Raw genomic sequence first — 15233 nt, forward strand, 5'->3', positions numbered from 1 at the left:
GTTAGCCATTTTTATCTATTGGGTTAGTTACCCATTTTTATCACAGTCACTTTTTAAGTGACTGTTGTATATTACTTTACAAGTCATTGTAAAGTGTCTCTATCCACTTATCGCCATTGATAAATGCCCAACTCCAATCTTGGTATGCTTTAGGTACGCCCATCTTTTTTATCTGGGCTAAGGTTTTACCTTGGGTTTTTTCCGATTTCATCCAGTTAATGCTGTCATCAAGCATATGTTTAAACTTGAGTAATTCGGTTTTATTGGCTAAATCACCGTGGCCTGGAATGATTTGAGTTTTGTCATCAATTCTATCTAATATGATAGCGACATTATCGCGATAGCCTACAACAGAGCCACCACCGTCTAGGTCAATATAGGGGAATCTATCTTTAAAGTATAAATCGCCCATATGGATAACATTGGCTTTTTGCCAATGAACAACGCTATCTCCATCTGTGTGTCCTGGGCCTAAATGGATCACATCGAGGGTATCTTGATTGAAATGTATCGAGATACTGTCAGTGTATGTGATGACAGGAAGGGCACCTTTGGGAGTATTGCTATCTGAAGCTAAACGCTTTAAGACATTATGGTGAGCTAATATAGTGCCTTTTTCACCAAAGTGAGCATTACCGCCAGTATGGTCGCCGTGGTAGTGGGTGTTGACGATATATTTAGGTACACCGGGCTGAATATTATTAAGCGATGCGGTTATTTTTTCTGCCAGCGGGGCAAATTGGTCATCAATAATCAATATGCCGTCAGTGCCAGCCGATACGCCAATATTGCCACCGGAACCTGTGAACATAAAGGTGGTATCGGTGAGCTGCTTTGAGGTAATAGTGACATCTTTAAATTTGTCATCAGCAAAGCTCTGACCGCTAAGCGTCATACTTGCCAGCACTGTTAGCGCAAGTAAGTTGGCGATCGGTTTACGCTTTGTTTGTTGGTTTAAAGCACTTAACGGCATAATTTTTCCTTAACATAGTCTATTAAAATATCATTTACACATTATAGCTACCGAGTCCAAGGTAGCAGCTTTTTGGCAAATTTGTCAGCTAGACCTAATCTAATGGCCGCGTTATGGCGAACTCTATATAGCGCTTGATAACACAATGGCACAAGGTACAAACTGGTGACAGTGGAAAAGGTTAACCCGCCTATAATAGCTATTGCCATAGGTGAATAAGGGGGGCCGCCACCGCCAATTTGGGTATCCCCCATGGCCAATGGCACTAAACCTAATACCGTTGTGGCCACTGTCATCAGTACTGGGCGTAAACGGGTGCTACAGACACTTAATATAGTATCCGACAGCTTATCCAGCGCGGGTGTCATTTGATTAATTTGGTCTACTAACACAATGCCATTATTCACTACGATCCCCATTAAAATAAGGATCCCTATCATGGACATAACAGACATAGGCGTTGCGGTAAACCATAAGGCCCAAAACACTCCGGTAATTGAAAATAAAATAGAGGTGATAATTGCTGTCGGCAATAACAATGATTCAAATAATGCCGCCATAACGATATAAATCATTATGATAGCTAATATCATATTAACCGCCATGATGTTTTGATCTTCATCTTGGCGCTCAAATCCGCCCCGCAATGAATAACTGTATCCGTAGGGGAAATTAACCGAATCCATAATGTGAGTGATTTTTTCCTGGGCTTCTTCAGTGGTTAACTTATCTAGATTGGCTCCAATAGATAAAGCCGTTTGGCGATTATAATGTTTGATACTGTCAAAACGAGGCACAATTTTTATTTGTGCAAGGCTGTCTAAGGTGTAAACCCTGTCCTGTTGTCGTAACACAGGTAACTGCTTTAACTGCTCAAGGGAATACTGCCATAGCTTATCGTAGGCCAGTTCAATTCGTAGCTCACCAGATGGGTCGTGCCTAAATGACCTCAGTGGTGTTCCTCTTAATGCTAGTGCAATACTTGACGCCACTTCACTTAGTTTTACATCAAGTCTTGCGGCCATTTCTCTATCGATTATCACCACCACTTCTTGCTGGGCACTATTCACTTCAGAGCGGACGTCGACTAATCCTTCTATTCCGTTGAGTAAAGGCACCACTTGATTACTTAAGTTAATCAGTTCTGAAGTTGAGCGACCCGTTAGAGTGACACGAATACCATTTTGCTCATTGCCCCAACCAAATTGTGGGGTAGCGATTGAGAATTTGGGAAACCCTTCTCTGATCATTTTTTTCAGTTCAGAGGTGTCAATAGGGATGTCTTTTTGCAAAATAATGGTGGATTGTGCGTCATGTGGGGCATAGTAACTGTATACGGCATCAATAAAAAATTTCTCTTTATTGGCATATAAGTAAGCCTCCATTTCACTGACAAGCGCTTCGGTTACCCTAAGTGCGTGACGTCCCTCTAGCTGATAGTTAATATAAAGACGGTCATTGCCTTCGCCGTCATTTTGGTCTTGCTGAACCATACTAAGTGGCAAGGCTGTTGAAGCTAAAATAAGTACGGCAATAACCCCAGAACGCTTAGGTCTAGTTAATACCCAAGATAAACTGCGCTGATAAAATGCCGCCATTTTACCTTGCTTATCATCTGTCTTAATATCGAAGTGGAAGCTGTTCAGCATTAACGGGATAAGTGTTTTCGCCACTAATAGCGATGCCGCTAATGATATACAAATTGCAATGGCTACATGTTCAAGGAAAATAGTTAGCTGCACTTTAACGCCAAAGATATTAGGTAAAAATACAATGGCTGTGGTCAATGTACCCGCTAACACCGCAAGGGAGACTTTATCTACCCCTGTTAACACAGCACGCTCATTGGCTTTAGTTTGCTGAGTATCATCTATATGTCCGGCTTGTTTTTCTTGTAACACACTCTCAGTCACTACTACCGCATTATCAATAAGCATACCCACGGCGAGCAATAATCCCATCATGGATAAAATATTGAGGCTATATCCAAAAAAGTACATTCCAGCTAAGGTCATACAAAGTGAAATAGGCACAGAAGAGACCACCACTAACGTCATCTTTAAATTGCGTAAGAATAAATACAGTACGCCAAAAGATAATAGGGCTCCCAATAAACCGGATAACAGTAAATCTTGTAATGAAGATTTAACGCCAAAGGCCTGATCTTCCATAATAAACAACTTAACGCCATTGAATTGCTTATCTTGTTTGGTTTTTTCAATGACCTTCATGACCCGATCAGATACTTCGACTAAATTAGCCCCTGATTCTTTAAACACGTCGATACCCACGGCGTATTTTTGGTCTAAATGACGACCTTCAATTTTTTCTGGTAAGGCAAATTTAACTGTAGCGATGTCGCCTAACGTGATACCAGGAATAAGCACTAAGCGGGTGATATCATCTAAACTGGTAAACTCACCCTTAGGCGATACTTGAAACACATTGCCATTGCTTCTTAATGTGCCAGCGTTGATGACAAAATTTTGTGCTGATAAGCTGGTCTGCAGTTGTTGATTACTGATACCACTGGCAACTAATTTGTCGGCATTAACTCGTATATCAATTTGCTTTTGTTCAACGCCGTATAAAGTGACCTTTGATACACCCTCAACTCTTTCAAGGGGTTTGCGAAGTTGTTTGTCGAGTAAATCAAAGGCGTTAGATAGTTCACGTTCGCTGGATATCCTGATGGTGAGCACCGGCATATCGGCGGTAGAGAATTGCTGGATCATCACCCGTTCAACATCTTTGGGTAAAAGGTGCCTAACCGAGTCAATTTTCTCACGTACTTCTAAGCTTTTAGTGGCAACAGCTTCTCCCCATTTCATATTCATTTGAATATAAGCACCATCCTGGGTGGAGTCAGAGTGCAACTCTTCAATGCCGCCCATGGTGGCTAAGGCTTCTTCAAGTACTTTGGTAATATCGCGTTCTACTTCAGCTGGGCTTGAACCTTTATAAGGCACTTGCACCATGATTTGAGGAATGTCGATGCCAGGGAACATTTCTAACGGCAACATTCTGCTTGCCGCCATACCAAATAGCATAATAGCGACAAAGAACATGCTGGTGGTGACAGGGCGTTTTAACGCTAGTTTGGTCAGGTTCATACCGTTGCCTCTGCTGATGCTGCCTGCTCTGACTCTGTGGCATAAGACTTCTGGTCAAACAGGGCATATAAACAAGGGATCACCAACAAAGTCAGTAATGTTGAAACCAGTAAACCAAAGATAACCGTAATCGCCATCGGTGCTCGTACTTCGCTGCCATCGCCCATACCAATCGCCATAGGTAATAACCCCAGCGCTGTGGTTAATGTTGTCATTAAAATAGGGCGCAAACGTGATTTAGCCGCTTGTTCAATGGCGCTGATTTTTTCTATTCCTTCCCGACGTAATTGGTTAATTCTATCCACTAATACAATCGCGTTATTGACTACGATACCGGCTAACATAATCAGTCCAATAAACACCACGATACTTAAATGGGTGTTGGTGATGAATAAGCCTAAAATACTGCCGGCAACCGCCATAGGAACGGCAATTAAAATCAATAATGGATGTAGCAATGATTCAAATTGACTGGCCATGACCAGATAGACTAAAAATATTGCTAACACTAGGGCTATTTTCAATGAGCTAAATGAATGTTCCATTTCTTCATTTTGGCCACCAAAAGAGGACTGAATGGAAGAGGGGAATTGTTGTTGGCTTAAAATCTGTTTAGCTTCTACCACTGCATCGCTTAAATCACCAAAACCTAAGTTTGCTGACACAATAGCAACACGTTGCTGACTAATACGGTTAATCGCAGATGGGCCAACCTGTAATTTAATGTCTGCAACTGCGCTAAGTGGAATAGGTTGGTCACTGTTAGGGTTGATGATGAGTGAGTCAATATCACTTATCTGATCGCGCTCTGACAGTTCGCTGCGGACTAAAATATCCACCTTACGATCGCGCACTGTGTACTGGCTGGCAACGGTTCCACCAACACGTTGCGCAATACGACTTGCTACCGTAGGCGCATCCATACCTAAGGCGGCGAGCCTTTGGTGATCAAACTGAATACTGATTTCAGGTTGACCATCACGTAGCGTGGTATTGACATCGGTAAAGCGGGCTGATTGGCTTAACGCGCTCACTAAAGTGTCGGCGCTTCGCTTTAACTGTGCTAAATCATAGCCAGACAATTCAATTTCTAAGGGTGTTTTGAAACTGAATAACTCAGGTTGTTCAATTTTAGCGTCTAATTCGGGTATTTTTTTAGCGACTTGTCTTAAAATATGAGCCACAGCGTCAAATGCACTAGGATTGGCCAGTACAACCTGTAAACGTCCCCAGTTTTCACCACCTCTGGCGGTATCTGATGTCATTAATCCGCCACTGCCAGCCTGGCTGAAAGTGTGTTTTACATCTGGGTTATCGTTAATGCTTAAGGCTAACTGCTGTAATACTTTGTCTGTTTCACTGACCTCGGTTCCTGGTGGTAATAATAGCTCTACATAGAACTCACCTTGATTCATTGGTGGAATAAGTTCCATGCCCAGTTTAGGTAATAAACCTCCTGCGCCTAAAGTAATACCAAGGGCAATCAGTAGTGTAAGCCCTTTTTGTTTGAGTACTTTATTCAGTAAACCGTCATACACTTTAGCTAAGGCGTCATAAACATAATTGAACGCACTGGCGAGTGGGCGCATGACTAAGCCAATTAACCAACTGAAAAAGCGGATAGCCAATAAGCCGAAGGTTAATAAACCTGCAGGTATATAGCTAAACAACAACTTGAATGGCCAAGATATAACTGCAAGAGTGTAATAGCCGGTTTTACCTAGTTTAGACTGTGGGATAGTTTTGATGGGTGTTTCAGTTGGTGCAGGTAAGCTTTTAAACCCTTGGCGAGAAGCCAGCATTGGAATGGCTGTTAACGCAATAAACAATGAAGCTAACAAAGCAAAGGTGACAGTGAGCGCTTGATCGGCGAATAATGCCCCTGCTATGCCATCGACAAACACTAACGGCACAAATACGGCTAATGTCGTTAATGTGGAAGCAAATATTGCGCCTGAAACTTCTTTACACCCAGTAACCGCCGCTTCAATTTTACTCATACCTTGCGATTGATAGCGGTCAATATTTTCTAACACCACAATGGCGTTATCAACTAACAGCCCGATAGCGAGAGCAATACCGCCTAACGACATGATATTGAGACTGATATCAGCAAAATACATCATATTAAAGGTGGCAATGACCGAGAACGGGATAGAGATAGAAATGATCAGGGTGGCGACGATATTGCGCAAGAATAGGTAAATGACCAACATGGCAAGCACACTGCCGATTAATGCCGATGAAGTAACCTCATTTACCGCGCTTTCAATAAATTCTGACTGGTCATAAATAATATTCAGTTGCTTGTTTTCATCAGCTTTGTTGATTAAAGCCAGCTCAGCTTGGAGCTTTTTAGCAACGGTAACTGTATTAGCATCACCTTCTTTGTAAATGGCGAGTTCGATAGATTCGACGTCACCAATACGAGTGACATCACTGCGCTCTTTATAGGCATCACTAATTTCAGCCACTTCATTGAGACGCACTAGGGTTTGATCATTACGGTAGATGATGACATTGCCCAGTTCTTCTAGTGAATTAAACTGGTTTAAGGTTCTAACTAGATACTCTTTGTCACTTTGAATCACTTTACCCGCAGACAAATTGATATTTTCTTGATTGATTCTTTGTTTAATATCATCGGCATTTAAGTTTAATTGGCTAAGTTTTTGTTGGTTAAGAAGAATATGTACTTCTTGTTCAAGCCCGCCAGACAATCTTACCGCTGCCACCCCTGATAGCGCTTCTAAGCGGCGTTTTAATTCCTCTTCGGCAAAGGTGCGCATTTGTTTTAAATTTTTATCTGACGCATCGGGTACAGAAAAAGCTAAACGCATGATGGGGTCTAGATTAGGATTAAACCTTAATAACAATGGTTTATTGATGTCCAATGGCAGTTCAATGGTGTCCAGTTTTTCACGCACCTCAAGACTGGCCATGTCCATATTGCTGCCCCATTCGAACTCTAGGACAACATCTGACATACCTGAGCGTGAAATAGAGCTGATTTTACGTAAGCCTTTAACAACGCCAACGGCTTCTTCAATGGGTTTAGACACGAGTTGTTCAATTTCAACTGGCGCAGCGCCATCATAGGCGGTACGAATAGTGACACTGGGATAACTAAGATCTGGCAGTAACATTACCGCAAGTCGACTAAAGCCGACCATACCAAATAACATTACCGCAAGCATGAACATCCACACCGTCACTGGACGGTTGACAGCAGTATTAATGATTGACATGGGCTCGCTCCGTTATTTGATAGCAGCTACGTTTAGAGGATTTATCACTTCGACCAGTGATTGATCTTTTAAGTTTTGCTGACCACGGATAACGATTTGCTCGCCTAATATCACCCCAGAGGTAATCTCAATAGTATTATCTTGGCGATAGCCTAAGCTAACTTCACGACGTTCAGCAACAGTGTCTTTAATGACATAGATTGCTTGAGTGTCATCTTGATTAATTAAGGCGTTATAAGGCACGGTAATGACGTTGTTATGGGTGTCGTATTTAATTTCAACCCGGGTAAACATGCCTGCTTTTAATTGGCCACTGTTGTTGGGTACATTTAAGGTGACTTTAAAGGTACCGCTTTGGGCATCAACTATGGGGCTAATACGCAGCACGGTAGCATCTATTATGTCGGTAGTGTGTTGATTTTGACGAACACTGGCATGTTGTCCTAATCGTAAACTAGGTAGTTGCTGCTCTGGTAGGTGGACAATGCCGTATAATTGGTCTTGGTTTACAACATAGAAAAGTTCATCAAACTCTTTAACGGTATTACCTTGCTTTACATGACGCTTAGCGACGACACCGTCAATGGGGGAGACAATACGGCTTTCTTGCACCTGTAGTTCAGCAAGGTCTCGCTGGGCGACAGCTGCTTGCAGGTTAAACTCTAATTTTGCCATGGTATCTTGGCTAATGAACTCTTTATTATCCATTTTGCGCAGACGATTTAATTCTTGCTCAATGATTTGAACTTCAGCCTGAGAGCGATTGAAGTCATACTGTTGGCGTTTTGCATCAATAACCGCTAAAACCTGGCCTTTAATTACCCGGTCGCCTTCTTCAACATTGATAGTATTTATCAAGCCAGAAATACGGGTCATCACATGGGCTTCTTGTGGGGCTTCTAAGGTTGCAGTGGTACTGTAAAACGAAGACACATCACCTTGTTCAACAAAGGTTGTTTCTACTGGAACAGCAAATTTTTCTTCTTCTTTTACTTGCTCTTCATCTCCTGTACAACCAGCTAACATTACTAAACAACAAAAAGGAATAACAACTTTTTTAACGGATTGAAACCTGTCCATGGGTACCTGCCTTTATAGTGAAGCCAAGTGCTACCTTGCGATTATTTAGCGGTAGCTTAAGAATAAGACTACGCCAATAAATGCTGCCGTCACGCTGACTTTTGTAACAATTAATAATAAGTTTATGAACGTTGAAAGCATTAATTGTGCCAAAATAATAAATAGTTTACTTACAAAGGCTTAGCGTAAATTTTGTTTGCGGGTGACTTCGTTGAATTTATAGAGCTAGTTATAATGTTAAATAATTGGTGAGAATAACTAACATTTGTTAAGTTTGACTTAATGTACTAATAATGATCGGTGTGAGGTTCAATATTATAAATCAGCTAGTGACTATAATAGCGACTTTATCAATAAATATATTAATAACAGTATTAGTTTATTGATTGCACGAAAGTAGCTGGCCAGCTACTTTTATTAACAAGTTACTGGCCATTGATGAGAAGAGGTTGCTGATGTTTATCGATGTAATTGAGACTGATACATTGGATCTGTTTACAAGGCTAGACTATTTGTTAAGAATTCTATTGGGAGAATATAGTGCTCTTTTGATCTCCAGTATCAGTTTTAGGATCCGGACAGCTTGATAAAACCGACACTTTATTAGCATGATCGACTTGTTCAATACTGACTTTAAACTTCCATAATCGGTGTAAATGCTTCAATACTTCGGCATGGTTATTGGCTAAAGGTATGTCATTGTGCGGTGTGTAACGTAAAGTTAGAGAACGGTCACCATTAATGTCGACATGTTGTACTTGAATGTTAGGCTCAATATTCGCTAAGTTATATTGTTGCGACAGCATTTGACGAATTTCTTGATAACCCTGTTCATTATGTATTGCTGACACATTTAACTCTGTACGTTTTTCATCATCTAATATGCCAAACAATTTAAAATCGCGGATAACTTTAGGCGACAAATACTGGCTGATAAAACTTTCATCTTTAAAGTTTTTCATTGCAAAGTGCAGGGTAGTTAACCAATCGCTGCCAGCAATATCTGGAAACCAGAGTTTATCCTCATCGGTAGGGTTTTCACAAATACGCCTAATATCAACAAACATACTAAAACCTAAAGCATAGGGGTTTATGCCGTTGTAGTAAGGGCTGTTGTAGGCAGGTTGAGCTACTACTGCTGTGTGGCTGCGCAAAAACTCCAGCATAAATCTGTCGGTGACTTTTCCGGTATCATATAAGCGATTTAAAATAGTGTAGTGCCAAAACGTAGCCCAACCTTCATTCATTACCTGGGTTTGTTTTTGCGGATAAAAATATTGTGCCATTTTTCTCACAATGCGCACTATCTCACGTTGCCATGGTTCAAGCAGTGGTGCATTTTTCTCAATAAAATACAAAAGGTTCTCTTGAGGTTCTGACGGAAATTGTTTACTTTTTTTAGTGGTTTGCTCTTGGTTGCTGGTGGGCACAGTGCGCCACAGGTCGTTGACTTGGCTTTGTAAATAAGCCTCACGTTCTTCCTGTCTAGCCTGCTCTTCACTAAAAGATATTTCAGAAGGACGTTTGTAACGATCTACACCGTAATTCATTAAGGCGTGGCATGAATCAATGGTTAACTCTACTTGCTCAACGCCATGCTTTAGCTCGCATTGATGAATATAGTTTTTAGCAAAAACTAAATAATCAATAATTGAACTCGCGTCTGTCCAGGTTTTAAATAAATAGTTATTTTTAAAAAAGCTATTGTGCCCAAAACTCGCGTGCGCCATCACTAATGCTTGCATAGTAATGGTATTTTCTTCCATAAGGTAGGCGATACATGGATCAGAATTAATCACTATTTCATAGGCCAGTCCCATCTGTCCGCGACGGTAGCCTTGTTCTGTTTCAATAAATCGTTTACCAAACGACCAATGGGTATATCCAATAGGCATACCAATTCCGGCATAGGCGTCCATCATTTGTTCTGCGGTAATAATTTCAATTTGATTGGGGTAAGCATCAATTTTAAAAAATTTAGCCGCCACTTCAATTTCATGCAGATATGCCTGCAACAAGTCAAATGTCCACTCTGGACCATCGCTTAAAGGCGAACGGGAAGATGTATCCATAGTGCCTCCTATACAGCTTGTTTTTTAAAGAGTTCTCTAAATACCGGATAAATATCATCAACTTGCTTAATATTTTGTACCGCTATATTATCGAAGCTTTGTTGTAATTGTTGATATTCCTGCCATAAACTCTGGTGAGGTCTATGGGTTATTTCAATGTAACTAAAGTACCTCACTAAAGGTAAAATATGCTGACTAAGCAAATTTTTACACACGGGTGAATCGTCTGACCAATTGTCACCATCAGATGCTTGCGCGGCATAAATATTCCATTCACTGGCGGGGTAACGTGCTTGTTGGATTTCATGCATTAATTTTAAAGCACTCGACACTATTGTGCCGCCGGTTTCCTGGGAGTAAAAAAACTCCTGCTCATCCACTTCTTTAGCTTGGGTATGGTGGCGTATGTAAACCACCTCGAGGTTTTTATACGTACGAGTTAAAAAAAGATACAGCAAGATATAAAAACGCTTGGCCATATCTTTGGTTGCCTGATCCATTGAACCAGAGACATCCATTAAGCAAAACATCACCGCTTGGCTTGAGGGTTTTTCTCGCTTTGCGTAATTGTTGAAGCGTAAATCAAAGGTGTCGATAAAAGGCACTTTAGCAATTTGTTTTTGTAATATGTCAATTTGAGCTTTTAAGTCCAAAATAAGCTCGGCTTTGGCTCCGGGGGTGTTTTCAAGTTCAGCAAGCTGTTGCACAAGTAGGTTAAGTCGCTTTTTCTTACTGCCGCTCATGGCTATTCTTCTGGCTAAAGATGAGCGTAATGAACGAATAATATTGATATTTGCAGGTACCCCATCATTGGTAAATCCTGCACGATACGTTTGATACTCAACCAATTTATTTAAGCGGTTTTTCTGTAAGTTGGGTAATTCTAAATCTTCAAATAACAGTTCAAGATACTCATCTTTTGATATTTGAAAGACAAAATCTTCCTGACCTTCACCAGAATCAGAAGCATCACCGTCACCAGAGCCGCCTGCTTGTCCACCTTGAGGGCGGGCTATTTTATCGCCGCGATTAAATTGGTCGTTGCCAGGGTGAACTCTTTCACGGCTACCACCTTGTCCTTGTCTAAACGATGGTTCACTTATATCCCGAGTTGGAATACTAATCTGTTCTCCTTTATCAATATCAGTCACACTGCGTCTAGTCACTGCCTCACTGACGGCTTTTTTTATTTGGGTTTTATATCGTTCAATAAATCGTTGACGATTAACCGTGCTTTTTCCTTTAGCATTTAATCGTCTATCTATAAAGTTAGCCATACGCACCTCCCAAGCCTAAATGTAGGCTTTACATCCCAGTACTGTTCAGTAAAGCCTATGTTGTTGGGTTATGATGATTTACGTACGCGTAAATACCATTCCGACAGCAATCTGACCTGTTTCTTGGTATAGCCTTTCTCCATCATGCGATTAACAAAATCATCATGTTTGCGTTGATCATCGTTCGATGTTTTGGCATTAAATGAAATCACTGGTAGTAAGTCTTCGGTATTGGAGAACATTTTCTTTTCAATCACGGTTCGTAGTTTTTCGTAACTGGTCCACAAAGGATTATTGCCTTCATTATTAGCTCGGGCGCGTAATACAAAGTTAACAATCTCATTCCTGAAGTCTTTAGGATTACTTATTCCGGCTGGCTTCTCTATTTTTTCCAATTCAGCATTAAGTGATGCTCGGTCAAATTGTTGTCCTGTTTCTGGATCTCGATACTCTTGATCCTGGATCCAAAAGTCAGCATAGGTTACATAACGATCAAATATGTTTTGACCGTATTCGGAATAGGACTCTAGATAAGCGGTTTGAATTTCCTTGCCAATAAACTCAACGTATTTAGGGATTAAATAGCCTTTTAAAAACTCAAGGTAACGTTCACTTACCTCACTGGGGAATTGCTCTTGTTCGATTTGCTTCTCAAGCACATAAAATAAATGCACCGGATTTGCGGCGATTTCTGTATGGTCGAAGTTAAACACTTTAGACAAAATTTTAAACGCAAAACGGGTAGATAGACCGTTCATCCCTTCATCGACACCCGCATAGTCACGATATTCTTGATACGACTTTGCCTTAGGGTCAGTGTCTTTTAAGCTTTCACCGTTATAAACGCGCATTTTTGAGTAAACAGAGGAGTTATCAGGCGTTTTAATGCGTGATAACACACTAAATTGGGCCAATGTTTCCAGTGTGCCAGGCGCGCAAGGAGACTGAGATAGCTCAGAATTGAACAACAGTTTTTGGTAAATTTCCATTTCTTCTGAAACACGTAAACAGTAGGGCACTTTGACGATATAAACTCGGTCTAAAAAGGCCTCGTTATTTTTATTATTCCTAAACGTTGTCCATTCTGATTCATTACTGTGGGCCAGAATAATGCCCGTGTAAGGTAATGCCGATAAGCCTTCTGTACCGTTATAGTTACCTTCCTGTGTAGCGGTCAGTAATGGGTGTAGCACTTTTATCGGCGCTTTAAACATTTCGACAAATTCCATCATGCCCTGATTTGCTCGACATAATGCGCCAGAATAGGCGTAAGCATCGGCATCATCCTGTGAGAAGTGCTCTAATTGGCGAATGTCGACTTTACCGACGAGTGCCGAAATATCTTGGTTGTTTTCATCGCCAGGTTCGGTTTTTGCTATTCCGATTTGATCTAGAATTGATGGGTAGACTTTAACGACTCTAAATTTGCTAATATCGCCGCCAAATTCATGTAACCGTTTAACCGCCCAAGGGGACATGATGGTTTTAAGATAGCGATGCGGTATTGCATATTCCTGTTGTAAAATGCTGCCATCCTCATCCAAATCGAACAAACAGAATGGATGATCGTTAACCGGACTACGCACGCCATTTGCGCTTAAAATATAGATAGGCATATGTTGAATAAGGGATTTAAGCTTTTCCGCCAGTGATGATTTACCCCCACCCACAGGGCCTAATAAATATAAAATCTGCTTTGATTCCTCTAAGCCCTGAGCAGAATGCTTAAGGTAAGACACAATTTGTTCAATCGCTTCTTCCATACCATAAAAATCTTTAAAAGCAGGGTAGCGGGAGATGAGACGATTGGAAAAAATACGACTTAAGACAGAGTTTTTCGATGTGTCTATGACTTCAGGTGCACCAATCGCCATTAACAACCGCTCTGCAGCTGAAACGTAGGCACCTTTATCCTGTTTACAGATATCAAGGAATTGCTCTAAGGTATATTCCTCATCGAGTTTTTTCTCGTAATGTTGTTGGTAATGTTCGAAAATGCCCATAATAAGCCCCTTAGACGTCTATGCCGGGATGGCAACAATGGCGAGGAATTAAGCAATATTGGCGTTGTTGCCAATCAATCTTTTTGGCCTCTACAATATAAGCTTAGAATAGAAAGTGTGATATTGCGCAACAGTTTTGTAAATTATGGTTTATAAAACAAGGAGGAACGTAGCAATTGCAATAGTTGCATTTATAGTCAGTAATAGGTGTTTGCTGTTCTGAAGAAGTAAATAAGCTAAATTACACCTATAAAAAAAGAGCCCTAGGGCTCTTTTTAAGATAACGAGGATTGTGATTAAGCGAAGTTGCTGTTCACAAAATCCCAGTTAACTAATTGCCAGAAGTGATTTAAATATTCTGGACGTGCATTACGGTAATCAACGTAATAAGCATGTTCCCAAACATCTACAGTCATTAAAATGGTCACTGATTCATCAGTCAGTGGCGTAGCGGCATTGCTGGTGTTAACTATTGCTAATGAACCATCAGCTTTCTTAACTAACCAAGTCCAAGCGCTACCGAAGTTATTTACTGCAGAATCAGTAAATTTAGTTTTGAATTCTTCGAAAGAACCGAATGAAGCATCGATAGCAGCTGCAACAGCACCAGTTGGTGCGCCGCCAGCATTTGGTGCAAGGCAGTTCCAGTAAAAGGTATGGTTCCAAACTTGAGCTGCATTGTTAAACATGCCACCAGTAGAAGTTTTAACGACTTCTTCTAAGCTTTTTCCAGCAAATTCAGTGCCTTCAACTAAACCATTTAATTTTACAACGTAAGTGTTGTGATGCTTACCATAGTGGTATTCAATCGTTTCTTGAGAAATATGCGGTTCAAGTGCGTTCTTTGCATAAGGTAATGCTGGTAATTCGAAAGCCATTAGTCTCTCTCCATGGAGTTAGGTTATCGTTTTTATACCTAAATTAAATACTAAATAGGTACACTGCTCTGCAGCTATTGTACTGATTATTTTTGTGATGTGAATCATTGTTTCTGGAAAAATCTCGATTATGGCCATTCATAAGATGAATTAATCTATACCCTTACAAACTGTGGCATTTTGTTATGGCTTAAGGTGTCGTACAATATGGCTATTAGTACTTTATCTACCATTAGGAATGAAAATGGAAACTGTAGAAAAAATTAAGCAGCAACTGAGTGAAAACCCAATCATAGTTTATATGAAAGGCTCTCCTAAATTACCTAGTTGTGGTTTTTCTTCTCAAGTTGCACAAGTGATGATTAACTGTGGTGAGCAGTTTGCGTTTGTTGATATTTTACAGCACCCAGATATCCGCGCTGAATTACCTAAGTTTGCAAATTGGCCAACCTTCCCACAGTTGTGGGTTGAGGGTGAGTTGATTGGCGGCTGTGACATTATTACCGAGATGTTCCAAAAAGGTGAGTTACAACCGATTATTAAAGCGACTGCAGATAAATTCCGCACTGAAGATGCCGCAGAATAAGCT

9 protein-coding genes are annotated in these 15233 nt (G+C 40.7%); 1 reads left to right on the forward strand and 8 read right to left on the reverse strand.

What is annotated here, in order from left to right; genetic code table 11:
* Positions 1-76: 76 nt before the first annotated feature.
* The 8 genes from ACRWP9_RS11140 to sodB all read right to left on the reverse strand — a co-directional run bounded on the left by ACRWP9_RS11140 (position 77) and on the right by sodB (position 14644).
* Complete coding sequence (locus ACRWP9_RS11140) at positions 77-973, reverse strand: MBL fold metallo-hydrolase (RefSeq protein WP_434926072.1); 897 nt, start codon at positions 971-973, stop codon at positions 77-79.
* Positions 974-1020: 47 nt separating this feature from the next.
* Positions 1021-4086 carry an efflux RND transporter permease subunit gene (locus tag ACRWP9_RS11145; RefSeq protein ID WP_434926073.1) on the reverse strand — a complete coding sequence of 1022 codons (3066 nt, stop codon included), beginning with the start codon at positions 4084-4086 and terminating at the stop codon, positions 1021-1023.
* Complete coding sequence (locus ACRWP9_RS11150) at positions 4083-7334, reverse strand: efflux RND transporter permease subunit (RefSeq protein WP_434926074.1); 3252 nt, start codon at positions 7332-7334, stop codon at positions 4083-4085. Before ACRWP9_RS11150 ends, ACRWP9_RS11145 begins: the two co-directional genes overlap by 4 nt.
* A gap of 12 nt (positions 7335-7346) precedes the next feature.
* Positions 7347-8414 carry an efflux RND transporter periplasmic adaptor subunit gene (locus tag ACRWP9_RS11155; RefSeq protein WP_434926075.1) on the reverse strand — a complete coding sequence of 356 codons (1068 nt, stop codon included), beginning with the start codon at positions 8412-8414 and terminating at the stop codon, positions 7347-7349.
* Between the two features lie 524 nt (positions 8415-8938).
* On the reverse strand, positions 8939-10486 hold the full coding sequence (locus ACRWP9_RS11160) for a SpoVR family protein (protein ID WP_434926076.1): 1548 nt from the start codon (positions 10484-10486) through the stop codon (positions 8939-8941).
* An 8-nt stretch (positions 10487-10494) separates the two neighbouring features.
* Positions 10495-11763: a YeaH/YhbH family protein gene (locus tag ACRWP9_RS11165; RefSeq protein WP_434926077.1), complete on the reverse strand. Its 1269-nt coding sequence runs from the start codon at positions 11761-11763 to the stop codon at positions 10495-10497.
* A gap of 68 nt (positions 11764-11831) precedes the next feature.
* The gene (locus ACRWP9_RS11170; RefSeq protein ID WP_434926078.1) at positions 11832-13766 is read right to left on the reverse strand and encodes a PrkA family serine protein kinase; all 1935 of its coding nucleotides are present in this window, start codon (positions 13764-13766) and stop codon (positions 11832-11834) included.
* A 296-nt stretch (positions 13767-14062) separates the two neighbouring features.
* Entirely contained in the window at positions 14063-14644 is a 582-nt protein-coding gene (gene sodB / locus ACRWP9_RS11175) for a superoxide dismutase [Fe] (RefSeq protein WP_434926079.1), read from the reverse strand.
* A 244-nt stretch (positions 14645-14888) separates the two neighbouring features.
* Between sodB and grxD the strand changes: the two genes are divergently transcribed.
* Positions 14889-15230 (forward strand): Grx4 family monothiol glutaredoxin, encoded by a 342-nt coding sequence (gene grxD / locus ACRWP9_RS11180; RefSeq protein WP_434926080.1) that lies wholly within the window; start codon positions 14889-14891, stop codon positions 15228-15230.
* Positions 15231-15233: the final 3 nt, after the last annotated feature.

It is taken from the genome of Shewanella sp. HL-SH2, from assembly GCF_051164935.1.
Taxonomy (GTDB): domain Bacteria; phylum Pseudomonadota; class Gammaproteobacteria; order Enterobacterales; family Shewanellaceae; genus Shewanella; species Shewanella glacialimarina.

Coding starts and splice junctions, on each gene's coding strand:
- ACRWP9_RS11140 (WP_434926072.1), bottom strand. CDS start 973: ATGCCGTTAAGTGCTTTAAACCAACAAACAAAGCGTAAACCGATCGCC.
- ACRWP9_RS11170 (WP_434926078.1), bottom strand. CDS start 13,766: ATGGGCATTTTCGAACATTACCAACAACATTACGAGAAAAAACTCGAT.
- ACRWP9_RS11155 (WP_434926075.1), bottom strand. CDS start 8,414: ATGGACAGGTTTCAATCCGTTAAAAAAGTTGTTATTCCTTTTTGTTGT.
- ACRWP9_RS11150 (WP_434926074.1), bottom strand. CDS start 7,334: ATGTCAATCATTAATACTGCTGTCAACCGTCCAGTGACGGTGTGGATG.
- ACRWP9_RS11145 (WP_434926073.1), bottom strand. CDS start 4,086: ATGAACCTGACCAAACTAGCGTTAAAACGCCCTGTCACCACCAGCATG.
- sodB (WP_434926079.1), bottom strand. CDS start 14,644: ATGGCTTTCGAATTACCAGCATTACCTTATGCAAAGAACGCACTTGAA.
- grxD (WP_434926080.1), top strand. CDS start 14,889: ATGGAAACTGTAGAAAAAATTAAGCAGCAACTGAGTGAAAACCCAATC.
- ACRWP9_RS11165 (WP_434926077.1), bottom strand. CDS start 11,763: ATGGCTAACTTTATAGATAGACGATTAAATGCTAAAGGAAAAAGCACG.
- ACRWP9_RS11160 (WP_434926076.1), bottom strand. CDS start 10,486: ATGGATACATCTTCCCGTTCGCCTTTAAGCGATGGTCCAGAGTGGACA.